This window comes from Phenylobacterium sp. (assembly GCF_030681155.1).
In the GTDB taxonomy this organism is placed as follows: Bacteria; Pseudomonadota; Alphaproteobacteria; order Caulobacterales; family Caulobacteraceae; genus Phenylobacterium.
In genome coordinates, this window is the sequence record NZ_JAUXXE010000066.1 from 18,260 (window position 1) to 42,911 (window position 24,652).

Sequence of the window (24,652 nt, forward strand, 5' to 3'; positions counted from 1 at the left end):
TCAAAACAAGTCTGGCGTGCACCGAGGCGGCGCCTCAGAATGACTTCCATACTTGAAGATGGAATTTCTGATGAGTGAGTCACACCCCTCCCGGCGGGGTGCGGGACCCTCTGACTCCGGCTCTATCAAGGTCGATGTCAGCGAGATGCCGCGTGTGCTGCAGAGGATCACGGCGCTTTCGTTGCGTTACCCGGGCCGGATGGCGGTGGCGATCGGTTGCTCGCTGGGGGCCGCGGTCGCCAGCCTGACCTTGCCGCGATTGTTTGGCGGCGCTGTCGATCAGGCGCAGGCGCTGCTGGAGGGCGGGGCCGCCCACGCCAGCGAGGCGCAGGCCGCGCTGTGGGGGACGGCCCTGCTGGTGATCGCCGCCACGGTGATCCGCGGGCTGCTGACCATGATGTCTGGCTACCAGGGCGAGTATGTCAGCCAGCGGGTGGGCTATGACCTGCGGCTGCAGTTCTTCCAACAGCTCCAGCGGCTGTCGTTCGGTTTTCATGACCGTATCCATTCCGGCGACCTGATCACCCGAGGCATGCTCGACCTGGAAGGCGCGCGCGTCTTCATCCAGGGCGGGGTGATGCAGGCGGTCAGCCTGGTCCTGCTGCTGGGCTTCGCCAGCTACATGATGCTGTCGGCCGACCTGACCATGGGGCTGATCGGCCTAGCCTTTGTGCCGGTCGCCGGCTGGGCGCTGGCGCGGATGGGCTTCCTGCTGCGGGTGACCTGGCTGCGGGTGCAGGAGCTGATGGCGGTGCTGACCCTGACCATGGAGGAGAACCTTCAGGGCATCCGCGTGGTTCGCGCCTTCGCCGGCAAGTCCTTCGAGATGGCCAAGTTCGACGCCGCCTCGCTGGACGCGCTGAACTTCTCTTACAAGCGCATCACCCTGCGGTTCCGGGCGGTCTCGGTGATGACCGTCTCGTTCTACGGATCGATGGGGCTGCTGCTCTGGTACGGCGGTCACAAGGTGGCGGCCGGGACAATGAGCGTCGGCAAGCTCACCGAGTTCCTCACCTATATGACCCTGCTGCAGACGCCGATCCGGCAGATCGCCATGATCTTCAACGCCGCGGCGCGGGCGACGTCGTCGGGCGCGCGGCTGTTCGAAGTGCTGGACCTGGAGCCGGAAATCGCCGACGCGCCGGGCGCGAAACCCTTGGCCCCGACCAAGGGCGTGCTGCGCTTCGAGAATGTCGACTTCTGCTACGATCAGGGCGGCAAGCAGATCCTGCATGGGGTCAGTTTCGAGGTCGCGGCCGGCCAGACCCTGGGGATCGTCGGCCCGCCCGGCAGCGGCAAGTCGACCATCGCCAACCTGATCCCGCGTTTCTACGACGTGACCGGCGGGGCGATCACCATTGACGGTCAGGACATCCGTGACATGACCCTGGCGTCCTTGCGCGAATATGTCGGGCTGGTTCAGCAGGAGGCGTTCCTGTTCGACTCGTCCATCGGCCACAACGTCGCCTATGCCGATCCCTGGGCGCAGGAGGACCGCATCGTCGGCGCGGCCAAGACCGCCCAGCTTCACGACCACATCGCCGGCCTGCCGGCTGGCTATGAGACGAGGGTCGGGGAGCGCGGCGTGGCCCTGTCCGGCGGCCAGCGCCAGCGGATGAGCATTGCGCGCGGCGTGGTGCCCGGTCCCGGCGTGATGATCTTCGACGACAGCACCGCGGCCATCGACGCGGTGACCGAACGCCGGGTGCGCGACGCCCTGGCCGAAGCCACGGCGGCCAAGGCCACGATCATCATCGCTCACCGCCTGTCCTCGCTGATGCACGCTGACAATATCGTGGTGCTGGACGAGGGCCGGGTGGTGGAACGCGGGACCCACGCCGAGCTGGTGAAGCAGGGCGGGGTCTATGCTGACCTCTATGAACTGCAGACGCGCTCGGACGCCGAGGCGACCCTGGACGAGGACGCCATTCTCCAGGGGGTCGGCGGATGAGCGACACCGTGCAAGCCCCGCCGCCGCAACGCCGCGCCTCGCTCGGGACCTCCGAGGGCGAGGATATCTTCGGCACGTTCGACATCAACGTGGCCAAGCGCTTCCTGGAGATTTTGAAGCCGCACAAGCGGTCCTTCATCATCGCTGTGGTCGCCGTGCTGATCTCGGCGACCTGCGCGGTGATGATCCCGGCGCTGATCGGGCGTGCGGTCACCGCGGCGGTCAACCGCGACGGCCATCTGCTCGACCAGATCCTGATAGCCTTTGCGGGCCTGATCGCGGTCTATGCGAGCGCCTTTTTCATGGAGCAGTGGCTGTCGGCGCGGCTGGCCCAGCGGGTGATTTTCGACGTCCGCCGCAAGATGTTCGACCACTTTCAGGATGTGTCGCTGTCGTTCATGGACAAGACCCATGTCGGGCGGATCATGTCGCGCCTGCAGGGCGATGTGAACGCCTTGCAGGAGTTTCTGGAAAGCTCCACCGGCGCGGTTGGCGACCTTGCGATGCTGATCGGCATCACCGCGGTCCTGATCAGCATGGACTGGCAGCTTGGCCTGCTGACCCTGACGGTCCTGCCGCTGCTGATCATTGTGCGCGCGATCTGGCTGCCGTTCTCGAAGAGGAGTTTCCGTGACGCGCGCGACGCCTCCTCGACCGCCAATTCGGCCCTGGCCGAGAACATCAACGGCGTGCGCACGGTGCAAGAAAGCCGCCGCGAGGCGGTGAATTTCGAGCTCTACAAGGAGAAGGCCCACGAGAATTTCGTCGCCCAGGCGCACGCCTCGTGGATGAGCCAGATAATGGTGCCGACCGTCGATGTGCTGACCGGCCTGGCCATGGCGATCGTCATCGTGGTCGGCGGCAACGCTGTGCTGGGCGGGCGGCTGGAAGTGGGGGTGATGGTCGCCTTCATCTTCTATGTGCAGCGGTTCTTCGATCCGGTGCGGATGCTGTCCATGCAGTACACGATCATGCAGCGGGCGATGGCGGCCGGGCATCGGATCTTCGAGGTGCTCGACGTCAAGGTGGCGATCACTGACAAGGTCGGCGCCCAGCCGCTGGCCGACGCGCCGGCGACGGTGGAGTTCAAGAACGTCACCTTCGGCTACGATCCGGCCCGGCCGGTGCTGCACGATATCAGCCTGAAGGTGAACCCGCGCGAGGTGGTGGCTCTGGTCGGGCCGACCGGCTCGGGCAAGACCTCGATCATCGCGCTGACCCACCGGTTCTATGAGGTCGATCAGGGCCAGATCCTGGTCGGCGGCCACGACGTGCGCGATGTGACGCTGGACTCGCTGGGCAAGACCATCGGCATGGTGCTGCAGGAGCCGTTCCTGTTCACCGGCACGATCGAAGAGAACATTCGCTACAATACGAAGGGCGCCAGTTTCGACGACGTGGTCCGGGCGGCCACGGCGGTGAGCGCGCACGACTTCATCATGCGCCTGCCGGACGGCTATCAGACCAAGCTCGGCCAGCGGGGCCGCAATATCTCGATGGGCCAGCGGCAGCTGATCTCGTTCGCGCGGGCCCTGGTGGCCGATCCGCAGATCCTGATCCTCGACGAGGCCACAGCCAATATCGACAGCTTCACCGAGCAGGCGATCCAGAAGGCCCTGAAGGTGCTCTTCTCGGGGAGGACCTGCATCGTCATCGCTCACCGGCTGGCGACGATCCGCGACGCCGACCGCATCGTGGTGCTGCAGCAGGGGCGCATCCTGGAGCAGGGCAACCACGACGAGCTGATGGTGAACGGCGGGCTCTACTCACACCTCTACACCTCGGCCCACGCCTCGTTCGACGACCAGGTGGTGGCGGTCACTGGAGACAGCGAGTTCGCGACGCGGACTTGAGGGGCGGCGCGCAACCTTGCGATCCCCAAACTTCGTCATCCTAGGCCTTGTGCCTAGGACCCCTCTCTCGGCTGGCACGGCTGGGCCGGGTGAAGCTGGACGGCCCCACTTTGCCGTATTCGCAGTGCGGCGGGGCGAGGGGTCCTAGGCACAAGGCCTAGGATGACGAGCGGAGAGTGGTCGGCGCGGCGGTTCCCGGATTGTGAAAGCATCCTGTAGGGTGGCTTGGCCGTTCGCCTCCGAGGTTCCCCATGTTCCGCACTGCAGCCGTTTCCCTCGCCCTGACCCTGATGGCGAGCGCCGCCTACGCCCAGGATGCTGGTCCCATCGATCCGGCGCGGCTGTCGGCGATCGTGAAGACCATGGCCTCGGACGAGTTCGAGGGGCGCTCGCCCGGAACGCCGGGCGAGGCCAAGACGACCCAGTACATCGCCGCTCAATTCAAGGCGCTGGGGCTGGAGCCGGCCGGCGATAAGGGCGGCTATACCCAGGACGTGCCGCTGGTGCGGTTCCAGGTGAAGGACGGCGGGAAATTCGGTCTCACCTTGCAGGGCAAGGCGCGCTCGCTGGAGCGCAACACCGACATCTCGGCCTCGACCCTGCGGCCGATCAACCAGGTGACCATCGAGAACGCGCCCATGGTCTTCGTCGGCTATGGCGTCTCGGCGCCCGAGCGCGGCTGGGACGACTTCAAGGGCGTGGACCTGAAGGGCAAGATCGCCGTCATCCTGATCAATGATCCCGATTTCGAGGCGAAACCGGGCGAGCCGGTGGCCGGGAAGTTCGGTGGTCTGGCCGCGACCTATTACGGGCGCTGGACCTACAAGTACGAAGAGGCCGCGCGCCGCGGTGCGCTCGGCGCACTGATCGTCCACGAGACGCCCGGCGCCGGCTATGGCTGGTCGACGGTGGTGGCCTCGAACGGCGAGGCCTTCGACATCGTCCGTGCCGACCCGGCCAAGGAAAAGGTGCTGCTGCAGGGCTGGCTGACCGGCGAGGTTTCAAAGGAACTGCTGGCGTCGGCGGGCCTCGACTTCGACACCCTGAAGACCCAGGCGCGGCGAGCCGACTTCAAGCCGGTGACGCTGAAAGGCGCGACGTTTTCGGCCGACTATGGGCTCGAGCACGTCCAGGTCGTCAGCCGCAATGTGCTGGCCAAGATCACCGGCGCCTCGCGACCGAACGAGAGCGTGATGTTCGCCGCCCACTGGGACGCCTATGGCGTCGGCGCCCCGGACGCCCAGGGCCGCACGGTGCGCCCCGGCGCCCTGGACGACGCCATCGGCGTGGCCGGGACCATGGAGATCGCGCGGGCCTTCAAGGCCGGCCCGCCGCCGGCCCGCACCCTGGTGTTCGCGGCCTGGACGGCCGAGGAGCGCGGCCTGCTGGGCTCGGAGTTCTACGGCGTCCATCCGACCGTGCCGCTGGAGACCATGGCCGCGAACCTGACCATGGACGTGCTGCAGCCGAACGGACTGGCGCGCGACGTGGTGTTGATCGGGGCGGGCCAGAACAGCCTGGAAGACATGCTGGTGAAGGCCGCCAAAACCCAGAACCGCACGGTGACGCCCGACGCTCACCCGGAGCGGGCGCTGTTCTATCGCGCCGACCACTTCTCGATGGCTCGGCGCGGCGTGCCGGTGCTGCTGATGATGGGGCTGGGCGGCGGCGCCGACCTGATCGAGGGCGGCCGTGCGGCTGGAGACAAGTGGGTCAGCGACTATACGGCCAACTGCTATCACAAGACCTGCGACGCCTGGTCGGCCGACTGGGATCTGCGCGGGGCGGCTCAGGACGTGGAGTTGCTGTACGACATGGGCAAGGAACTGGCGAACCCGGGCGTCTGGCCGAGCTGGAAGCCGGACTCCGAGTTCAAGCCGCTGCGTGATGCGACCGCCGCCAAGCGGCGCTAGCTGTCCTCCGCGTCCTCTTTCAGCAGTTGGGTGCGGCGGATGGTGGAAATGAGAAGCTGCAGGTCGCGGCGGTTCTTCTCGATCACTTGGCGGATTTCCGGACGTCGATAGATTTCGGCGGGAATCATGACCCGCCGGCCCTGGACCTGGATGCAATAGCCGCGCTGCAGCAGGCGGGTGACGTGGCGCCGTGTGGTCTCGCGCGGCATCTGCAACGAGTTGGCGATGGAGAGCACCGTCACCGGCCGGCGCAGCTCGTCGGGGATCAGGCCATCACCGCCGAAGTCCATGAAATTCCGGTTCAGCCCCAGGTGGTCGGTGGCCGCTTGGCCGATCGCCATGAACACGACGGCGAGCGCCATGTCGCCGTCGAACGCCTCGGTCAGGTTGGCAAGCGCGCGCAGCAGATAGTTGCTGCCCACCCGAGCCAGAAACAGGTCGATTTTGAAGCTCGGCTCGTTCACCGGACCTCCTGCATGAATGCTGGGAAAGGCAGGGGGGCGAGTGTGCGCGCGCCCCAAACCGGCTCAGTCGGCGAGATCTCTCACGCGAACCTCGAGCCCGCTTTCGGCGAGAGCGCTGCGGAACGATAGGTTGAACGCCCAGGCTTCCTGCTCTCCGAGCTGCACCCGGCGAAATGGGATGCAATCGGCGAGTGGGGTCGGCCCGGGTTCGGCGTAGGTATTTAGGATCGCTTCGACATCCTCCCTCAGCCGTGGGTGGAGGGCGCGGGCGAAGCGGTGCTGGGCGTAGAGCGTCAGCTCTTCGACCGTTGAGGGCTCGCCGAGCATGCGCAGCCCGCTGACGACGACGACCAGCATCCTGGCCTGCACCGCAGGGGTGAGTTCTCGATAGCGGCTATTTTGGGCAAACCGGACAACCGTCATATCCAGTTTCCTCCCGCATCGAACGATCGCCAGCACCGCTTTGCGAGGCTGTAGACGAACTGCGTAGAGGTATGCGGGTCGCGCGCACGATCATCGTGTCGCGCCTTCGCGGTTCTGCGAATTCTCATGTTTCGATCAACCCCCTGGCGACGCCATGGGCCGATACGCGTTCCAGTATGCCTAACAACCTCTGAACGAGCTTGAGAGGGTTCCCCAATTTGGGGAAAGCCGGGTTTCGGCGACCATTTTAGGCCCCGATACACGCCTAAGGAGGGCGTTCTATCGCCTTTTCGGCGAACGATGGTGTGCCGTTATGGGGCGGTCGCGAAGGGCAAACCGGTCGCCGCTTCCTCAATTTGTGGAGGAAGCGGCGCGGCAGGCGGGGCCTAGTCAGCCCACTTCTTGAACAGCACGCAGGCGTTGACGCCACCGAAGCCGAAGCCGTTCGAGAGCGCGTAGTTGAGGTCGGCCTTACGGGCCTCGAGCGCCACGAGATCGAGCCCGGCGGCGGCCTCGTCTGGGTTTTCGAGGTTGAGGGTCGGCGGAATGACGCCGTCGCGGATGGCGAGCACCGTGAACACCGCCTCCAATCCGCCGGCGGCGCCGAGCAGGTGGCCGGTGGCGGACTTGGTCGAGCTGATCGCCGGGCCTTTGCCCTCGCCGAACACCGCCTTGATGGCGGCGAGTTCGCCCTTGTCGCCGACCGGGGTCGAGGTGGCGTGGGCGTTCAAGTGGTCGATAGCGGCCGGTTCGACTGCGGCTTGGGCCAGGGCGATGCGCATGGCGCGCGCCGCGCCCTCGCCGTCCTCGGGACCGGCGGTCAGGTGGAAGGCGTCGGCGCTGGTGCCGTAGCCGACGAGTTCGGCGATCGGCGTGGCGCCGCGCGCCAGGGCGTGCTCCAGGGCTTCGATCACCAGGATGCCGGCGCCTTCGCCCATGACGAAGCCGTCGCGGGCGGCGTCGAACGGACGCGAGGCCTTGGTCGGCTCGTCATTGAAAGCCGAGCCCAGGGCGCGGGCGGCGGCGAAGGAGCCGAGGCTGACGCGATCGATGGTGGATTCAGCCCCGCCGCAGATGGCGATGTCGGCCTCGCCCGAGCGGATCAACCGGGCGGCGTCGCCGATCGCCTGGACGCCAGCGGCGCAGGCGGTGACCGGCGCGCCCAGCGGGCCCTTGAAGCCGTGGCGGATCGAGACCCAGCCGGCCGCCAGATTTGCCAGGAACGAGGGCACGGTGAAGGGCGACAGGCGCCGCACGCCGCGCGCGTCGGTGATGCGCACCGCCTCGGCGATGGCCGGGAAACCGCCGATGCCGGTGGCGATGATGGTCGCGGTGCGGTCCTTCTGCGCGTCGGTCTCCGGCGCCCACTTGGCCTGGGCGATGGCTTCGTCCGCCGCGGCCAGCGCGAACTGGATGAAGCGGTCCATCTTCTTCTGGTCCTTGCCGGGGACCGCGGCGTCGAGGTCGAAGCCGGCCTCAGTGTCCTCGGTCTTTGACTGGACCGTGCCCGCCACCTGGGCCGGCACGTCGGGGGCGAGGTCGGCGGGCAGGCGCCGCAGGCCCGATTGGCCGGCGATCAGCCGCGCCCAGGCGGCCTCCGTGCCCGTCCCGAGCGGCGAGACGACGCCCATCCCGGTCACAACGATCCTACGCATAGAAGTCACCTTTCAGCTTTCTCAAGTCCCACCGCCGCCTGTTCCAGGTCGGCGAGGGCGGCACGGGTCGCATCGGCCGAGCCGCCGAGCGCCTGGGCGAGGTCCGACTGGGCTTTCACCCAGATCGGTACGCCCGATGTTATCAGGTCCAGCCCCGGCTGGGTGATCGCAATGCGGCGACCACGGCGCCCCCGCCCGCCGGTGATCGCGATCAGGCCGCGCTCTTCCAGCAGTTTCAGGTTCCGCAGCAGGGCTGAGGGTTCCAGATCGATCTCCTCGGCCATTGCGGCGACGGAGCGATCCACGCCGCGGGCGATGACGCCCAGCAGGATGAACTGGCTGATGTTGAGGTTCAGAGGGCGTAGCCGCTGGTTGAACACCCGGGTCACCGCACGCGCCGCGCGGCGGCTGCGGTGACCGAAGCAGAAGGCGTCCATTTCGGCGAGCGAGGCCATAATCAAGCATATACCGCGTTATTAATCCGGCATCTACCGGTTTTGTTTAACCCGCCCGCAGTCTCGCCAAGGCTTCGGGAAAGCGACGCGACAATGGCGCTTCCAGGCTTCCGAGGCCGACGGCGTAGTCGCCGGACTTTTCCGGCCGCAGTTCGGTGACGCGCGCGGCGTTGACCAGCCAGGAGCGGTGGGTGCGGACAAAGCCGTGCCCGGCCAGTTCGGCCTCGATGGCGGTGAGCGACGAGCGCATCAGCGGCTTGCGGCCATCGGCCAGGACGAACTCGACATAGTTGCCGGCCGAACTGATCGCCAGGATGTCGGCGATCGGGGTCCTGACCACCTTGGCGCCGTCACGGATGTCGAAGGTGGCCGGAGCCGTGGTCGAGGGCGAACTCTGCGGCCGGCCATAGGCGCGCAGGAGGGCCCAGAAGGCGGTGAGGCCGATGAAGTACCCGAGCGCGTCCTTGCGGAGCTCATAGATGAAGCGGTCTGGGACCACGTACTGGTAGGGGATGTCCAAGGCCGCGAAGATCGGCAGCCGTAGGGCATAGAAGCCCAGGACGTGCACGCTCGAGAAAACCAGCAGGCCGGCGATGTGCACAGCCAGGACCCGCCAGCGCGGCGTGCTGTCCAGCGGGGCGATGCGGTAGGCGACCAGGGCGATCGGCAGGCAGGCGATGGCGGTTAGCGCGCTCGTGTATTGCTGGATCACCGGATAAATCCAGTGAACGTCGGGCCGGTCCTGGATCTCCGTGAAGATGTTCACGGTGTTGAGCGCCAGGATGGTCACGGCGAACAGCGGGAAGGCGCGGCGCCAGAAGATCCCGTTCATCCCCGATAGGTCGCCGTTCGTCACGCCGGGTCTCCGCCCATCCCGATGGCCGCGCCGCGCGTACCAGGGCGCTTTCCGCGCCGGGCGGATATCGCCGAAGACTGGCTGATCTCGTCCACCCCAGAGCTCACGCCATGACCTCCGCTGTCTCTTCCGAGCGCCGCCCCCGATCTCGACTGGATCCGCGTGGGCGCCTTCTTCCTGCTGATTCTCTATCACGTGGGCATGTTCTACGTGCCCTGGCACTTCCATGTGAAATCGCCCCATCCGGTCGAGTGGCTGGAGCCGGTGATGATGCTGACCAATCCCTGGCGGCTGACCTTGCTGTTCCTGGTGTCGGGAGCGGCGACCCGGTTCATGGCCGACAAGGCGAGCGCAGGCGGCCTGGCCAAGGCGCGCGTGGCGCGGCTGTTTCCGCCTTTGGTCCTGGCCGTCTTCGTGATCGTGCCGCCGCAGAGCTATTACGAGATCGTCGAGAAGCTCGGCTATTCGGGCTCGTTCCTGGACTTCTATGGCAAGTACGTCACGGCGTCCGGGCACTGGCGGCCAAACGGTCAGCCCCTAATCACCCCGACCTACAACCACATGTGGTTTGTGGTCTATCTGCTGGCCTACAGCCTGATCCTGGCCGGCCTGTTGTGGCTGGCGCGGCCGAGCCTGGCGCGCGCTCAGGCGGGGCTGGAGCGCGGGTTCGGCGGCTGGGGTCTGCTGGTCTGGCCGGCCGTGTACCTGGTCGCCTTGCGGGTGACGCTGTTTCCGGCCTTCGGGATCACCCACGCGTTGGTCGACGATTGGTACAACCACGCCCTGTCGTTCAGCGTTTTCCTGTTCGGGTTCCTGACCGCCAAGTCGGTGGTACTGAAGGCCGGCTTCATCCGGGCCCGCTGGCCGGCCGTCGCGATGGCGGTCCTGGGCTATGGCGTCTACGCCTGCGTGCGCTGGACCTATCGGGCCGATGACGCCGCGCCGTCTCTGGCCGTGCAAGCCTTGGCCCAGGTTGCGTACGGCCTGAACCAATGGGGCGCGATCGCCGCGATCCTGGGCTTCGGCGCCAAGCACCTGACGCGCGGCGGACCGGTGCTGACCTATCTCACCCTGGGTGTCTTTCCGTTCTACATCATCCACCAGACCTTCATCGTGGCGGCCGGCCACCACCTGGCCAAGCTGGGCTTGCCGCAGGGGCTGGAGGCCCTGGTTCTGGTCGCCGGGACCTTCGCCTGCTGCTTCGCCACCTATGAGATCGTTCGCCGTGTGGCGGTGCTGCGCCCCTTGTTCGGTCTGAAGGCGGCTTCGCCCTCGGGCGGGACCGCCGCCCTTGGCGTTCGTCCAGAGATTGCGCCGGACCACGCACCGGGCCAATGATATCCTAGCCAAGCTCGGACTTGGCGCAGGCCTGGGAGCTTTCTCACGTGACCAATCTTCGCAATCGCTTCGCGCGCGCGGCCCTCATCGTGCTGGCGCCGATGCTGATCGCCGGCTGCGGGGTCAACACGATCCCCACCAAGGACGAAGCCGCCAAGGCCCAGTGGGCCGAGGTGCAGAACCAATATCAACGCCGCGCCGACCTGATCCCGAATCTGGTCGAGACGGTGAAGGGCTACGCCACCCAGGAGCGCGAGGTCCTGACCCAGGTCACCGAAGCCCGCGCCTCGGCGACCCAGGTGAAGGTCGACGCCTCGACCATCACCGATCCGGCGGCTTTCGAGAAATACGCCCAGGCCCAGGACCAGCTGTCCGGCGTGCTGGGCCGGCTGATGATGATCCAGGAGCGCTTTCCGGATCTGAAGTCGAACCAGCCCGTCCTGGCCCTGCAGAGCCAGCTTGAGGGCACCGAGAACCGCATCGCCATCGCGCGGCGCGACTACAACGCCGCGGTCCAGGACTACAACACCGAGATCCGCACCTTCCCAGGCGCGCTTTGGGCCGGGACCGTGCATCGGTGGGCCAAGCCGATGCAGACCTTCGCGGCCAGCGCATCGGCGCAGACCGCGCCGAACGTCAACTTCGGCGCCCCAGCCGCACCCTCGGTCGCCGCGCCTGCGGCCCCGGCGGCTCCCGCGACGACGCCTGCGCCTGCGGCGGCTAACACCCGATGATCAAGCTTGCGGGACTGCGAGGCGTTTTCAGCCTCGCGGTCCTGGTTCTGCTCGTGAGCGTCGGCGCGGCCTTCGCCGCTGCGCCGAAGTTCCCACCCCTGACCGGGCGGGTGGTGGACAACGCCAACATCCTGTCGCCCGAAGCCGAGGCGAAACTCACTACCGAGCTGGCGACGCTGGAGAGCCAGACGGGGCGCCAACTGGTGGTCGCTACTCTGCCTGACCTCCAGGGCTACGAGATCGAGGACTACGGTTACCAGCTGCTGCGTACCTGGGGCATCGGCAGCAAGGAGCGCGACGACGGCGCGATCCTGATCGTCGCGCCCAGCGAGCGGAAGGTTCGGGTCGAGGTCGGGTACGGGCTGGAGCCGGTGCTGACCGACGCGCTGTCCAGCGTGATCATCAATCAGACAATTTTGCCGGCCTTCAAGGCGGGCCAAATGGAGCAGGGGGTCGTCGACGGGACGGGCGCGCTGGTCCAGCAACTGAGCCTGCCTGACGAGGAGGCGCGCGCAGCCGCCGCCCCGGCCAAGGCCAGTGAGGGCGAGAGCATCGGCCCAGCGGTGATCTTCGTCATCTTCATCATCTTCTGGCTGCTCAGCGGCGTGATGGGCGGCCTTGGCCGTCGCGGTCGCGGCGGCCGTGGTCTGTGGTGGCTGCTGCCGCTGCTGCTGAACGGCGGTGGCGGAGGCGGTGGTCGCGGCGGCGGCGGCTGGAGCGGCGGCGGTGGCGGCGGATTTGGCGGGGGTGGCTTCAGCGGCGGCGGCGGGTCCGGCGGCGGCGGCGGAGCCTCGGGGAGTTGGTAGGCATGCTGAGCGACACTGACCGCGCGCGCATCGAAGCGGCCGTGAAGACCGCCGAGGTCGGCACGACTGGCGAGATTTATTGCGTGGTCGCCGGCGAGTCCTCGGACTACCGCGAAGTGCCGATCGCGTGGGGTGCCATCGCGGCGCTGGCCGGGCCGGCGGTGCTGCTAGCGTTCGGAATCCATGTCACTGCGCCTGACGACTTTGGCCAGGGTTGGTCGGCGGCGCAGATGAGTTCGGCGGCCGAAGCGACGGCGCGCGCCGCGCTCAGCGGGGCGATCATCCTGCAGTGCGTGCTGTTCGTGGTGGTGGCGATCCTGACAGCCATTCCGCCCGTTAGGCGGTTGCTGACGCCGAGGCCGTTGAAGCGCGAGCGCGTCCGGCGGCGCGCCCAGGAGCAATTCCTGGCCAAGAACCTGCAGGCGACGCGCGATCGCACCGGGGTGCTGATCTATGTTTCGGCCAGCGAGCACATGGCCGAACTGATCGCCGACGAAGGCATCGCGTCCAAGGTCGACGCCGCCGCCTGGGACGCGGCGATGAAACAGTTGATGGCGGGGTTCAAGGCGGGCCAGCCGGCGCAGGGTTTCGAGGACGCCATCGCCTCCTGCGGGGCGATCCTGGCCCAGCACTTCCCGCCGCGCGACGACGGCAATCCCAATGAGCTCTCGGACTCGGTCGTGGTGCTGGGTTAGCGCCGGCCATTCCTCTCCCTCGGGAGAGGAGAAGGGGGCTAGCCGTAGCGGGCTTCGAGCAGGTCGATCTCGCGGATCATCTTGCGGGCGGCTTCTTCGTCGAGTTGGCGATGGCGGGCGAGGCGGAAGATCTCGTCGCGCTCGGCGCGCAGGCCCGCCAGGCGTAGCTGGCGCTCGATCTGCTCGACCTTTTGGTTCTGCTCCGCCGCCTCGGGGGTTTGCTGGCGGCTGTCGATCCGCTGACGATAGAGCTCCATGATCCGGGCGGAGGCGTCGGTGTAGAGGTCGGCGTCGGCGCGGCCCTGCGCCATCACGTGCTGGGCGGTGTCGATGGCGTTGATCGCCGACTGGGCCGCGGCGATGCGGGCCCTATCGATGGCGGCCTGATGCGATGGCTCGGGCGGCAGCTCCAGGTTCTTCAGCAGCCGTGGCAGGGCGATGCTGGCGAGCACCAACGAGACGATGATCACCCCGGCCGCCAGGAAGATGGCGAGGTTTCTGGCGGGGAAAGGCGTGCCGTCCGGCAGGGCGAAGGGAATGGTGAGCACGCCAGCCAGGGTGATTGCGCCGCGCACGCCGGCGAAGGACATCGCCGCGACCAGCCGCCAGCTCATCTGCGGCGGGGTCACGCCTCGCCGCGCGGCGCGGAACATGTTCCAGCGCAGCGAAACCCACACCCACATGAACCGCAGCACCGCGAGGGCCGCGGTGATGGCCAGGACGTAGACGGCCAGCCACCAGGGTTCGTGGTGGCCGGTGACGCGGACCGTCTCGGCGGCGCGGGCCATGATGCTGGGCATCTGTTCGCCGAGCAGCACGAAGATGATGCCGTTGAGGGCGAACTGAATGGTGTCCCAGACGGCGGCGCGGCGCACGCGGGTGACGCCGAGCGCCTGGCCGCCCTGTTCGGTGAAGCTCATCGTCACGCCGGCGCCGACGGCGGCCAGGATGCCGGAGCATTCGAGGTGCTCGGCCAGCAGGTAGGCCCCGAACGGGATCAGCAGGCTGATCAGGATCTGGGCGCTGGTGTCTTCGCCCAGCTTGGCGCTGACCCAGTTCTTGGCCTTGGTCACCGACCAGGTGACCCCGATCCCGATGGCCAAGCCACCGAGCGCCACCCAGAGGAAGGTGCCGAACGCTTCCTGAATGGAGAAGACGCCCGTCATCGCGGCGGCGACCGCAAAGCGCATGCAGACCAGGCCCGAGGCGTCGTTGAGCAGCGATTCGCCTTCGAGGATGTGCATCATCCGCTTGGGGATCGGCGCCCGCGAGGCGATGGCGGACACCGCGATCGGGTCGGTGGGCGAGAGGATGGCGGCCAGGGCGAAGGCCACCGGCAAGGGCATGGCCGGGATCAGCCAGTGGATCAGCAGCCCGACCCCGACGACGGTGAAGACCACCAGCCCGAGCGCCAGTTCAAGGACGATGGCCCGGTCGCGGAACAGGTCTTCCTTGGGGATGCGCCAGCCGTCGAGGAACAGCAGCGGCGGCAGGAAGAGCAGGAAGAATATCGCCGGCTTCAGGTCCACCGTCGGCACGACCGAAATCGCGATCACCGCGCCCAGGCCGATCTGGACGAGCGGCAGCGGCAGTCGCGTCAGTCGGGCCAGCGTCCCGCTGATGACCACGGCCAGCAGCAGGAACAGAATGGTGCTGATTGAATCCAAGCGTCTTCCCGTACGGCGCTGCGGGCCTTAGCCCTTGAAGCTGTCCTTGGCGGCGCGGACGGCGGCGAAGGCTTCATGGTCCTTGGCGCCTGCCAGGCCCATTCGATCGGCGAGCAGCGGCGCGCGCAGGAACGGGTTGGTCGCCTTTTCGAGCCCGATGGTGGTGGGAACGGTCCACTCGCCGCGTTCGCGGGCGGCGAAGATCGCTTCGGTGCGAGCCTTCACCGCCGGCTCATCATCGACGGAGAGCGCGAAGCGCGCGTTGGCTGCGGTGTATTCGTGGGCGCAGTAGACCTTGGTGTCGTCCGGCAGGGCGGCCAGGCGTTGCAGGCTGTCCCACATCTGCTCCGGGGTGCCTTCAAACAGGCGCCCGCAGCCCAGCGCGAACAGGGTGTCGCCGACGAAGGCCACGCGGTCGGCGGCGTCGAAGAAAGCGATATGGCCAAGGGTATGGCCGCCGCTCTCCAACACCTGGAATTGCGTCTCGCCCAGGCTGACGCTGTCGCCGCCGGCGACTTGGCGATCAGGAGCCTGGCCGATGCGCTCGACTTCCTTGGGGCCGACCACCGTAGCGCCGGTCGCGGCCTTGATCTCGGCATTGCCGCCGGCGTGGTCTGGATGCCAGTGGGTGTTGAGGATCAGATCGAGCTTCCAGCCGAGGCCGGCCAGTTCGCGCAGGATTGCGGCGGCGTCCGGTGTGTCGATGCAGGCGGCCAGGCCGGTGGCGTCGTCGCGCACCAGGAAGCCATAATTGTCGGAAAGGCAGGGAAACTGATGGACGGTGATCGACACGTATCTCGTCTCCCCTAGGGACTTCTGAATGGGTTTCCGATTTAAGGTCGGTCTTCAATCAAGTCGAGCATAAGCCAGATGCGTCGCGACGTCCTCGAACTCCGACAGTTTTACGCGTCCCCGCTGGGGCGGGCAGCGCGTGAAATGGTGAGCCGCAAGGTGATCGAAACCTGGGACGACGCCCGCGAGCTGGATGTGTTGGGTCTTGGCTATGCGACCCCGTTCCTGGGATCGATCCGCCCGTCCGCTCGCCGGGTGGTCGCCGCCATGCCTGCCCAACAGGGCGTCGAGCTGTGGCCGGCGGAGGCGCGCAATCTGGCCTGCCTCTCGGAAGAGGACGCCCTGCCGTTCCAGAACGCGTTCTTCGACCGCATCCTGGCGGTCCACGCCCTGGAAGAGAGCCGCGATCCGCTGGCGTTGCTGCGCGAGGTCTGGCGTGTCCTGGCGCCGACCGGCCGGGTCGTGGTGGTGACAGCCGCGCGCAACGGGCTTTGGGCCAATGCCGAGAAGACGCCGTTCGGGCATGGCCGGCCCTACACCCGCAGTCAGTTGGCCGACCTGCTGCGCGAGGCCGAACTGGAGCCGACCGGCTGGACGCGTGCGCTCTATGTGCCGCCCGTGCCCTGGATGGCCGGCTGGGCCGAGGGGTTCGAGCAAGCCGGATCGCGCCTGTGGCCGGGGTTCGCAGGGCTGGTCCTCACCGAGGCGGTGAAGGAGACCTTCGCGGTCAAGGCCAAGACCGCTCGGGTTCGCGCCCCCGCCGTTCGGCCCGGGCTGTCGCCGGTCCCGGCCAATAGGGCGCCTGTTTCTCGGGCGCCGGAACCCTCAGCTTAGCGAAGCACTTGGATGGAACGTCGGTTGGCCCTAGCTTCAAGGTGAAGTCGCCTGGGCGGTGCGCAAACCGCCGGTGTTGGGAGTTGCGCCATGAAGATGATCGTCGCGGTGATCAAGCCGAGCCGTTTGGACGCGGTCCTGGAGGCGGTCACCGAGGCGGGGGCCTCCGGCCTGACCGTCACCGAGGTTCGGGGCTATGGCCGCCAACGCGGCAAGACCGAGGTCTATCGCGGCGCCGAGTACGAGGTGAAGCTGCTGCCGAAGGTGAAACTCGAGATCGCCGTGCCCTCGGACATCGTCGAGACCGTGATCGAGGCGGTGGCCCGCACGGCGAACACCGGCAAGATCGGCGACGGCAAGGTGTTCGTGATGGACCTGGAGCAGGCTCTGCGCATCCGCACCGGCGACCGCGATTCGGCCGCCATCGCCGGCTAGCCCAGCAGGAAGTCGCCTGACGATGTCGGGCTTTCGTCCGGCGGGACGGGGCCGTGGACGAAGACCAAGGTGGTGTTCGTCAGTTGAGGTGCGGCCTTCATGACGGCCTCTGCAAAGGCCGGGACTTTTAGCCCAGGGCCCGCCAGGAACGCGTAGCCGTCCTCGTGGCCGTCGCCATCGATGTCCAGCAGGATACGCTCGCCAGGTTGCGGCGGCCGCGTGGCCAGCGAGTCGAAGGTCTGTACCCCATGGCTCCCATCCGGACCGCTGGGACGACTGAGGACATTGATGGTCTTGCCCTCGGCGTTGACCAGCCTGTCACCCTGATCGGCCGAGAAGTCGAAGACCATGCCCAGCAGGCCGCTCGGCGCTGGACGGTCGTGCAGCACAAAAGTGTCGGCGCCTTCGCCGCCGAACGCGAATGCGGTCGGGGCAAGGTGGATCTGGTCGTCGCCCGCGCCGCCGTCCAGCACGTCGAACTGGCCGTCGGGCGCGCCGCCGCCGTCGAGGGTGTCGTCGCCGGCGCCGCCATAGAGAATGTCCGCGCCGCCGCCACCGGACAGGCTGTCGTCGCCCGCCCCGCCGTGCAGGGTGTCGTCGCCCGCGCCGCCGCGCAGAACATCGTCGCCATTCGAGCCCTGAAGCGTCAGGCCGGGCGCGCTTTCCGGAGCGGGCGCCGAGAGGGCGGCATGGGCGACTTCCTGTTCGACCGGCGCTTCCTGGGTATCGATTTCAGTGGCCTTGGGCGGCGCGGGGGCCGCCTCGGCGATGGTCGTCTCAATCTCGGGCGCCAAGCCGACGGGAGGCGGGGCCTCGTCCTTGGGGCCATGTTGAAGCGCCAGCAGGTCCTGGCGTTGCTCTTCGGTGGAGGCCTGGGCGGTCTCGGCCGCGGCGACCGACACCAGGTCTGCGGCGGGGGCCTCGGGCTCGGCCGTCCCGGTGTCGACGGCGGCCTCGGCGTGCTCGACGTCGTAGATAAAGCTCCCGGCGACCACCAGGGCGATGAAGGTTTGAACCTGGCGGGCGCTCAGCGACACGACCACGTCGTCACGGACCTCGCGCCAGTCGCCGCCGAGCAGGCGGTCACAGGCGCTCCATAGGGTGTCGCCTTCCTGCACGGTGTCGACCGAGGCGTCGTGGATCACGAATTGTCCGTTGATCCGGGCGACGTGGATCAGGACCTCTTCGTTCTCGTCCTTGATCACGCACCACGGGTCGCCCTCGTCGGTCATGCCGTAGACGACCTCGACCTTCGCGCCGCTCGCGGACAGGCGGTCGGCGAGGTCGGACAGCCGCGCGCGTTCAGCGGCGGTCCAACCGCCGCCGGCGCTTGGCCGTGGCTCGAACGGGACGACGTTGGACATTACGACGCTGGTACCTCAGCCCCTGCCTGCGAGGCGCGCGACCGGCGCGACCTCAGCGGCTTCCCCGAACAACAACCGGAAGAGCTCCGGCTCGTAGTAGCGCAGCAAGGTGCGTGCGAACTCGGCGGGATTGAGGCCTACGGCCTCCGCCCAAGCGCCTTGCGTCTCAATCGGGACGCGGCCGAGGCCGCTCTCCACCTGCGAGACGAAGGTGTAGTAGCGCAAGCCTACGCGTTCGGCCAGTTCAGCCTGGGTCAGGCCTGCAGCCTCGCGGCTGGCCTTCAACCACCGACCGGCCTCCTGGCGCAGACTCTTGGTGACCGCCGCGCGCGCCGGATCAACCGCGCTTCTTGGCATCTCTCTACTCCTTACGCTCGCGGCGAGGGTGCGCCGCAAAGCCATCTTGCGACACTAGACAGGGCTATGTACAGTAATTACGAAACGTATTTATACGCGACGTGTAACACCTCGTCGTCATCATAACATGGACCTGTGGCCGCAAGCTACGTCGTGAGGTCCGACCGGAGTGATCATGCGCCTTCGCCACGTCCTGCTCGCCGCCGCTTCACCGCTTTGCCTCTGGGCTGGCGCGGCGCAGGCCGAGACCGTCATCTCGACGACCACCGCCACCCCTGTCGCCACGGCGACGGCGGCCAACGGCGCCCGCGACGACATCAAGGTGTCCAGCGCCGGCGTGCTGCAGCCGACGGCGGCGGGCGCGGCGATCACGTTGAACAGCAACAACAACGTGACCCACGAGGGCACGATCAAGATCCAGGACGTCAGCGACGCCACCGGTATCCTGGTGCTGGGCGGGATGACCGGGGAGGTGAAGACCTCCGGCACGATCACCATCGACGAGAGCGCCGAGCTGAAGGACGCCGATGGCGACGGCGACTTGGACGGTCCCTTCGCGACCGGCGCGCGCCGGTTTGGCGTTCGTGTCACCGGTCCCGGCGCCTTCCACGGCAACGTGGTCCAGAGCGCTGGCGCCATCACCATCGAGGGCAATGATTCGGCCGGCATCTCGGTGGAGACCGCGATCGACGGCACGGTGCAGACCGCCGGCGCCATCACGGTCACCGGCGATCGTTCCTACGGCCTTCACACCGCCAGCACGGTGGGCGGCAATGTCAGCGTCCTTTCCAGCGTGTCGGCCCAGGGCGCGGGCTCGGTCGCGGTCGCGACCGACGACGACATCGGCGGCAAGCTGGTGCTCGGCAACTCGGTGGTCGCCACGGGCTTCCGCTACACGACCCGGCCGGCCGACGCCGCGACCGCCAAGCTTGACGCCGACGACCTGCTGATCGGCGGCCCCGCCGTTCGCGTGCGCGGCGACGTGAAGGGCGGGATCCTAGTCGACGCGCCCCCGGCGGACCTGGATCCCAAGGACACCGACGAGGACAAGGACGGCATCGCCGACGCCAGCGAAACCACCGGCGCGATCACCTCCTTCGGTTCGGCCCCAGGCATGCTGGTCGGTTCGGACAGCCGCGATATCGCGGTGGGCGTCGGCGGGACCGGCGTTGACGCCTATGGCCTCAACATCAAGGGTTCCGTCCAGGGGCAGGGCGTCTATGACGGCGTCGCGGCCAAAGGGGTCCAACTCGGCGGCCTGGGCGGCAAGGTCGCCATTGATGGTGGCGTTCGCGTCACCGGAACGGTCGCCGCCACGGCGGTGAAGGCTGGCGCGGTCGGCCTGCAGCTGGGCGCCGGCGCAACAGCCCCGACGATCTATGTCGATGGCGGGTCGATCAAGGCGACCGCAGCCTCCGCCGACGCGGTGGATGTTCGGGCGATCCAGATCGACAGCGGCGCATCGGTGAACCGCCTCGCCAATTCCGGGACCATCGCCGCAGCCATCAGCGGGTCGAAAGGCTCGGCGACCGCCGTCCTCGACGCCTCGGGATCGCTGCGCACGATCGAGAACATCAACGCCATCACCGCAACCGTCGCATCGACTGACTCATCGGCAGTCACCGGCCGCGTCATCGCCCTGGACCTGCGCGCCAACACCGCCGGCGTCACCGTGCGGCAAAGCGCCAACGCCTCGACGACCATCACCCCGACTATCACCGGCGACGTGCTGTTCGGATCGGGCGCGGCTCGGCTCGACCTGATGGCCGGGACGTTGAACGGCGCAGTGGCCTTCGGCTCGGGAGCCGACACCCTGGTGATCGACGGCGGCGCGACCATGACCGGCGCGCTGACCGACGCGGGCGGCGGCCTGACAGTCAACATCGCAAAGGGTCGGCTCACGGCGACCAACGCCGACGCCATCAACCTGACCTCGCTCAGCCTTGGGGCGACCGGCGAGCTGGTGCTGACCGCCGATGCGGCGGCCGGCAAGGCCACCTTGCTCAACGTGTCCGGCGCGGCGAATCTCGCCACCGGCTCCAAGGTCGGCCTGCGTTTCGCCTCGAAGCTCGATGCGCCGACCACCTTCACCTTGATCAAGGCCAGCACGTTGACCGCCGGCGCGATCGACCAAAGCCTGCTGGGGTCCACGCCCTGGCTGTACAAGGCCGAGCTTCGCGTCGACACGGCGCAGAACTCGCTGCTGGCCGATGTGCGCCGCCGCACCGCGACGGAGGCGGGGCTGAACAGCGCCGAGGCCGCCGCCTATGACGCGGTGTTCGCCAACTTCGACCGCGACTCGACGGTCAGCAACGCCCTGCTTTCCAAGACCGACAGCGCCGGCTTCGCGACCCTCTACGATCAGTTCCTGCCGGACTTCTCCGGCAGCCTGTTCCACACCCTGGCTGCGGCGTCCGACGCGACCGGCCGGGCGATCGACGAAGACAAAGGCGTCATGACCGACGAGGGCGTGCGCATCTGGACCCAGGAGATCGCCTTCCTGGTCAAGCGCGACATCGACCGGTCGGCCAGTTACGACGCCAACGGCTTTGGCCTGGCAGGCGGCGTCGAGGCCCCGAGCACCGACTTCGGCACGCTCGGCCTGATGACCAGCTTCGTGAACGTCAATGTCGACGACAGCTTCGCCGCGGCGGCCGAGTCGCTGGGCGGTCAGGTGTTCTCGGCGGGCGTCTACTGGCGCGACAGCGTCGGCGGCCTGACCGCCAATCTGGGGCTCACCGGCGGCTACGCCTCGATGAAGAGCACCCGCATCGTTTCCGATCCGACCGCCGGCCTCAATCGCGCCGCGCGGTCCGATTGGAACGGCGGCACGTTCTCGGCCCACGGCGGGCTGAGCTACCTGCTGGGCCTGGGCAAGTTCTTCGCCAAGCCGCAGGTCTCGGCCGACTACTTCATGCTGAAGGAAGACGGCCGGACCGAGGATGGCGGCGGCGACGCCGTCAACCTGCGCATCGACAAGCGTTCAAGCGATCAGCTTAGCGCCTTCGCGGGGGTCACCTTCGGGGCCAGATTTGGCGAGGAGAGCGCTTTTGTTTGGATTCCCGAGCTGACCGCCGGATGGCGCCAGGTAGCCGGCGACGGGGCAGGCGTCACGACCGCCAGCTTCGTCGCCGGAGGCCCTGCCTTCAGCCTTGAAGCCCCCGACCTGTCGGGCGGCGGACCGGTGGTGCGCCTGGGCCTTCGCGGCCAGGGCAAATACTTCGACTTCGCGGTCGAAGGTGGTGGTGAGTTCCGCGACGACTACGAGGCCTATGACGGCCGCGTCATCGTCCGGTTCCTGTTCTGACGGAGTAGCTTTCGATGACGATGTTGGCTGGAGGTCTGCTTGCGATCGCCGCGGTTTTGGTGAGCCTCGCACGCCGGACCTACGGCCGGCCGCCTCTCTGGCGTTCGCGCGCGGCCCTGGCCGGTTCGATCGCCTGTCTGGTGCTGGCCGGCGCCCTCGTCGCCTTTGACCCGAGTGCGTTAGTGGAAACGCCGGTCCTGTTCGTGGCCGCGTTCTGCCTCTTCGAAGGGAGCCTGGCGCTCCTCAGCCTGATGGCCGCGGCAGGACGTCCGCAGCCCAAATGGCTCTCGTGACGGTTCAGGCGACTTAAGTCCCCCGCTGCCTGGGCGGTCTAGTCGAAGAGGTCCCCGAGGGGCGGAGTCGGCGCGGGCGCCGGCTCCGCCTTTCGACTCAGCAGGAAGAGGGCGGTTTCAGCCCGCCAGTTCTCGATCGGCCGCGACGGATCGACCATCCGGGCCGGCTTGCCGGGGATCAGCGCCGAACAGGTCTCGATCCGCAGGTCCAGCAGATCGCAGAGATCGGTGAAGTCCCGCAGCGTGCAGAGGTGGATGTTCGGGGTCGACCACCAGGGCTCGGGCAGGGACTTGGTCTCGGGCATGCGGCCAGTGGTCAGCAGCGCCCAGCGCACCCGCCAATGGCCGAAGTTCGGCAGCGAGACCACTGCGCGGTCGGCGATCCGCAACAGTTCCGACAATACATGCTTGGGGTCGCGGACCTGCTGCAGCGTCTTGGACAGCACCGCATAGTCGAACGCCTTGGTCGGGAAGTGGTCGAGGTCGCGGTCGGCGTCTCCCTGCACGACCGCCAGGCCTCGCGCCAGGCAGGCGGCCACGCCCTCGCCCGACAGCTCAAGCCCTTGGCCGTCGACCTGCTTTTCGCGGGTCAGCAGCTCCAGCAGTTCGCCCTCGCCGCAGCCCACGTCGAGCACGCGCGAGCCGGGGCGCACCAGACGCAGGATTTCCTTGAAGTCGTCGCGCATGACAGGGCTCACGCCAGTCCCCGCTTTTCGGCCGCCGAGGCGAGGAAGCCGCGCAGCGCCGAGTCGAGCGCCGGTTCGTCGAGGAAGAAGGCGTCGTGCCCCTTGTCGGTATCGATCTCCGCGAAACTGGCGCGGCAGCCGGCGGCGTTGAGGGCCCTCACCACATCGCGGCTCTCGGCGGTCGAATAGAGCCAGTCGGAGGAGAAGGAGAGGACGCAGAAGCGCACGTCCCGGGCGCGGCGGAAGGCTTCGGCCAGCACGCCGCCATGGCTGGCCGCGAGATCGAAATAGTCCAGCGCCCGGGTGATGTAGAGATAGGAGTTGGCGTCGAAGCGATCGACGAAGCTGGCGCCCTGGTGGCGCAGATAGCTCTCCACCTGGAAGTCGGCGTCGAAGCCCCAGGAGAGGCCGTCGCGCTGCAGTTCGCGGCCGAACTTCCGCTGCAGGGCGGTCTCCGACAGATAGGTGATGTGGGCGGCCATCCGGGCGACGGCGAGGCCTTTTTCGGGGCGCACGCCCTGGCCTTCATAGGCGCCCGAGCGCCAGTCTGGATCGGCCATGATCGCCTGGCGGCCGACCTCGTGGAAGGCGATGTTCTGGGCCGAATGGCGGGCCGCCGCAGCGATGCAGATCGCCGAGAACAGCTTGTCGGGATAGGAGGCGGCCCATTGCAGGACCTGCATTCCGCCCATGGAGCCGCCGACCACGGCGAACAGGGTTTCGATCCCCAGCGCCTCGATCAGCATCGCCTGGGCCCGCACCATGTCGGCGATGGTGATCATCGGGAAGGTGAGGGCGTAGGGCTGGCCGGTCGCCGGGTTGATCGAGGCCGGTCCCGTGGACCCCATGCACCCGCCCACGACATTGGCGCAGATGATGAAGTGGCGCTCCGGATCAAGCGGCAGCCCCGGCCCCACGACACGGTTCCACCAGCCGGGCTTGCCGGTCACGGGATGGGTCGAGGCCACGTGCTGGTCGCCGGTCAGGGCATGGCAGACCAGGACCGCATTGGACTTGTCGGCGTTCAAAACGCCATAGGTCTTGTAAGCGATCTCGAGCGGGCTGAGCAGCGCGCCGGAGTCCAGGCGCAGCGGCTGGTCCGCCGGAAAGCGGTGCGTTCCGCCGCCGGATTCGCCTGTCGGGATCGCAATGGCGGTCATGTGTCGCTTGGACCGCCAAGCTCATTCGCTGTCAACCGCTTCGCGTACGGCTCCTGGCCAGCTATGAGACCTGTGGCGGCGCTTGGGGCGCGTATGAAGCGGGGGCGCGACGAAGCGTTCATGGATCGGCTTATTCTCTTGCGGCACGGTAAGGCCGAACGCGACTCCGAAAGCGGCGACGACTTCGACCGCAAACTGACCGAGCGCGGCGTCCGCGAATCGGCGGCGACCGCCGCGACCCTGGCCGACATGGGCATGGTTCCCGATCTGGTCCTGGTTTCATCTTCGGCCCGCACGCGCGGCACCTGGGCGGCGGCGCAGGGCGCCTTCCCGCAGGCCGCCTTCCGCTTCGAGCCCAGCCTCTATCACGCCGAGGAACGCGTCGTGCGCCAACTGGCGGAGGCCGCGGGCCAAAGCTCGGCGACGGTGATGATCGTCGGCCACAATCCGGGTCTGCAGGAGCTGACCATCCGACTGTTGGCCGAGGGCGGCGCGCCCTCGACCCTGATCGCGCGGGCCCACGCCAACTTCCCGACCGCGACGGCGGCGGTGTTCCTCTTCGACGCCGCAGGCCGCCCGTCCTACGACGGTCTCTTCTTCCCCAAGGGCTGACC

23 protein-coding genes are annotated in these 24,652 nt (G+C 67.8%); 12 read left to right on the forward strand and 11 right to left on the reverse strand.

Annotation, left to right across the window (positions count from 1 at the left end; all coding sequences use genetic code 11):
• Positions 1-70: 70 nt before the first annotated feature.
• From Q8M13_RS16760 to Q8M13_RS16770, 3 genes are all read left to right on the forward strand, one after another.
• A complete protein-coding gene (locus Q8M13_RS16760; RefSeq protein WP_305301222.1) occupies positions 71-1,951 on the forward strand; it encodes an ABC transporter ATP-binding protein in 1,881 nt (626 codons plus the stop codon).
• Positions 1,948-3,804 carry an ABC transporter ATP-binding protein gene (locus Q8M13_RS16765; RefSeq protein ID WP_305301224.1) on the forward strand — a complete coding sequence of 619 codons (1,857 nt, stop codon included), beginning with the start codon at positions 1,948-1,950 and terminating at the stop codon, positions 3,802-3,804. The genes Q8M13_RS16760 and Q8M13_RS16765 overlap by 4 nt, the downstream gene beginning before the upstream one ends.
• A gap of 251 nt (positions 3,805-4,055) precedes the next feature.
• Positions 4,056-5,717: a M28 family metallopeptidase gene (locus tag Q8M13_RS16770; RefSeq protein ID WP_305301225.1), complete on the forward strand. Its 1,662-nt coding sequence runs from the start codon at positions 4,056-4,058 to the stop codon at positions 5,715-5,717.
• Here Q8M13_RS16770 and Q8M13_RS16775 read toward each other — a convergent pair.
• The 5 genes from Q8M13_RS16775 to Q8M13_RS16795 form a co-directional block, all read right to left on the reverse strand.
• Positions 5,714-6,181 (reverse strand): hypothetical protein, encoded by a 468-nt coding sequence (locus Q8M13_RS16775; RefSeq protein WP_305301227.1) that lies wholly within the window; start codon positions 6,179-6,181, stop codon positions 5,714-5,716. The two genes, Q8M13_RS16770 and Q8M13_RS16775, sit on opposite strands and share 4 nt — an antisense overlap.
• Before the next feature lie 63 nt (positions 6,182-6,244).
• Complete coding sequence (locus tag Q8M13_RS16780) at positions 6,245-6,604, reverse strand: hypothetical protein (RefSeq protein ID WP_305301228.1); 360 nt, start codon at positions 6,602-6,604, stop codon at positions 6,245-6,247.
• Positions 6,605-6,990: 386 nt separating this feature from the next.
• Positions 6,991-8,259, reverse strand: coding sequence for a beta-ketoacyl-ACP synthase II (gene fabF / locus Q8M13_RS16785; RefSeq protein ID WP_305301229.1), 1,269 nt, complete (start codon positions 8,257-8,259; stop codon positions 6,991-6,993).
• Between the two features lie 5 nt (positions 8,260-8,264).
• Entirely contained in the window at positions 8,265-8,714 is a 450-nt protein-coding gene (locus Q8M13_RS16790; protein ID WP_305301231.1) for a MarR family winged helix-turn-helix transcriptional regulator, read from the reverse strand.
• A gap of 46 nt (positions 8,715-8,760) precedes the next feature.
• Complete coding sequence (locus Q8M13_RS16795) at positions 8,761-9,570, reverse strand: LytTR family DNA-binding domain-containing protein (RefSeq protein WP_305301232.1); 810 nt, start codon at positions 9,568-9,570, stop codon at positions 8,761-8,763.
• A 162-nt stretch (positions 9,571-9,732) separates the two neighbouring features.
• Between Q8M13_RS16795 and Q8M13_RS16800 the strand changes: the two genes are divergently transcribed.
• The 4 genes from Q8M13_RS16800 (at position 9,733) to Q8M13_RS16815 (ending at position 13,143) form a co-directional block, all read left to right on the forward strand.
• Positions 9,733-10,908: an acyltransferase family protein gene (locus Q8M13_RS16800; RefSeq protein ID WP_305301233.1), complete on the forward strand. Its 1,176-nt coding sequence runs from the start codon at positions 9,733-9,735 to the stop codon at positions 10,906-10,908.
• A 101-nt stretch (positions 10,909-11,009) separates the two neighbouring features.
• The gene (locus Q8M13_RS16805; protein ID WP_305301261.1) at positions 11,010-11,642 is read left to right on the forward strand and encodes a LemA family protein; all 633 of its coding nucleotides are present in this window, start codon (positions 11,010-11,012) and stop codon (positions 11,640-11,642) included.
• Positions 11,639-12,448 (forward strand): YgcG family protein, encoded by an 810-nt coding sequence (locus Q8M13_RS16810; RefSeq protein ID WP_305301234.1) that lies wholly within the window; start codon positions 11,639-11,641, stop codon positions 12,446-12,448. The genes Q8M13_RS16805 and Q8M13_RS16810 overlap by 4 nt, the downstream gene beginning before the upstream one ends.
• A 2-nt stretch (positions 12,449-12,450) precedes the next feature.
• Positions 12,451-13,143 (forward strand): TPM domain-containing protein, encoded by a 693-nt coding sequence (locus Q8M13_RS16815; protein WP_305301235.1) that lies wholly within the window; start codon positions 12,451-12,453, stop codon positions 13,141-13,143.
• Positions 13,144-13,181: 38 nt separating this feature from the next.
• Here the strand turns inward: Q8M13_RS16815 and Q8M13_RS16820 are convergent, their stop codons facing one another.
• Positions 13,182-14,810 carry a Na+/H+ antiporter gene (locus Q8M13_RS16820; protein WP_305301236.1) on the reverse strand — a complete coding sequence of 543 codons (1,629 nt, stop codon included), beginning with the start codon at positions 14,808-14,810 and terminating at the stop codon, positions 13,182-13,184.
• A 27-nt stretch (positions 14,811-14,837) separates the two neighbouring features.
• On the reverse strand, positions 14,838-15,602 hold the full coding sequence (gloB, locus tag Q8M13_RS16825; protein ID WP_305301238.1) for a hydroxyacylglutathione hydrolase: 765 nt from the start codon (positions 15,600-15,602) through the stop codon (positions 14,838-14,840).
• A 78-nt stretch (positions 15,603-15,680) separates the two neighbouring features.
• Here gloB and Q8M13_RS16830 point away from each other — a divergent pair, with 78 nt between their 5' ends.
• Both Q8M13_RS16830 and Q8M13_RS16835 read left to right on the forward strand, forming a co-directional pair.
• Positions 15,681-16,436 carry a class I SAM-dependent methyltransferase gene (locus Q8M13_RS16830; RefSeq protein WP_305301240.1) on the forward strand — a complete coding sequence of 252 codons (756 nt, stop codon included), beginning with the start codon at positions 15,681-15,683 and terminating at the stop codon, positions 16,434-16,436.
• A gap of 90 nt (positions 16,437-16,526) precedes the next feature.
• On the forward strand, positions 16,527-16,871 hold the full coding sequence (locus Q8M13_RS16835; RefSeq protein WP_304806793.1) for a P-II family nitrogen regulator: 345 nt from the start codon (positions 16,527-16,529) through the stop codon (positions 16,869-16,871).
• Here Q8M13_RS16835 and Q8M13_RS16840 read toward each other — a convergent pair.
• Positions 16,868-18,235 carry a hypothetical protein gene (locus tag Q8M13_RS16840; protein ID WP_305301242.1) on the reverse strand — a complete coding sequence of 456 codons (1,368 nt, stop codon included), beginning with the start codon at positions 18,233-18,235 and terminating at the stop codon, positions 16,868-16,870. The genes Q8M13_RS16835 and Q8M13_RS16840 overlap by 4 nt on opposite strands.
• Before the next feature lie 15 nt (positions 18,236-18,250).
• Complete coding sequence (locus Q8M13_RS16845) at positions 18,251-18,592, reverse strand: helix-turn-helix domain-containing protein (RefSeq protein WP_305301243.1); 342 nt, start codon at positions 18,590-18,592, stop codon at positions 18,251-18,253.
• A gap of 175 nt (positions 18,593-18,767) precedes the next feature.
• On the opposite strand from Q8M13_RS16845, the gene Q8M13_RS16850 reads away from it, so the two are divergent.
• The gene (locus Q8M13_RS16850; RefSeq protein WP_305301244.1) at positions 18,768-21,899 is read left to right on the forward strand and encodes an autotransporter domain-containing protein; all 3,132 of its coding nucleotides are present in this window, start codon (positions 18,768-18,770) and stop codon (positions 21,897-21,899) included.
• A 14-nt stretch (positions 21,900-21,913) separates the two neighbouring features.
• A complete protein-coding gene (locus Q8M13_RS16855) occupies positions 21,914-22,192 on the forward strand; it encodes a hypothetical protein (RefSeq protein WP_305301245.1) in 279 nt (92 codons plus the stop codon).
• 38 nt (positions 22,193-22,230) lie between these two features.
• Here Q8M13_RS16855 and metW read toward each other — a convergent pair whose 3' ends face one another.
• Both metW and Q8M13_RS16865 read right to left on the reverse strand, forming a co-directional pair.
• Entirely contained in the window at positions 22,231-22,878 is a 648-nt protein-coding gene (gene metW, locus Q8M13_RS16860; protein WP_370870089.1) for a methionine biosynthesis protein MetW, read from the reverse strand.
• 8 nt (positions 22,879-22,886) lie between these two features.
• Positions 22,887-24,038, reverse strand: coding sequence for a homoserine O-acetyltransferase (locus Q8M13_RS16865; RefSeq protein WP_305301247.1), 1,152 nt, complete (start codon positions 24,036-24,038; stop codon positions 22,887-22,889).
• Between the two features lie 120 nt (positions 24,039-24,158).
• On the opposite strand from Q8M13_RS16865, the gene Q8M13_RS16870 reads away from it, so the two are divergent.
• Positions 24,159-24,650: a histidine phosphatase family protein gene (locus Q8M13_RS16870; protein ID WP_305301249.1), complete on the forward strand. Its 492-nt coding sequence runs from the start codon at positions 24,159-24,161 to the stop codon at positions 24,648-24,650.
• Positions 24,651-24,652: the final 2 nt, after the last annotated feature.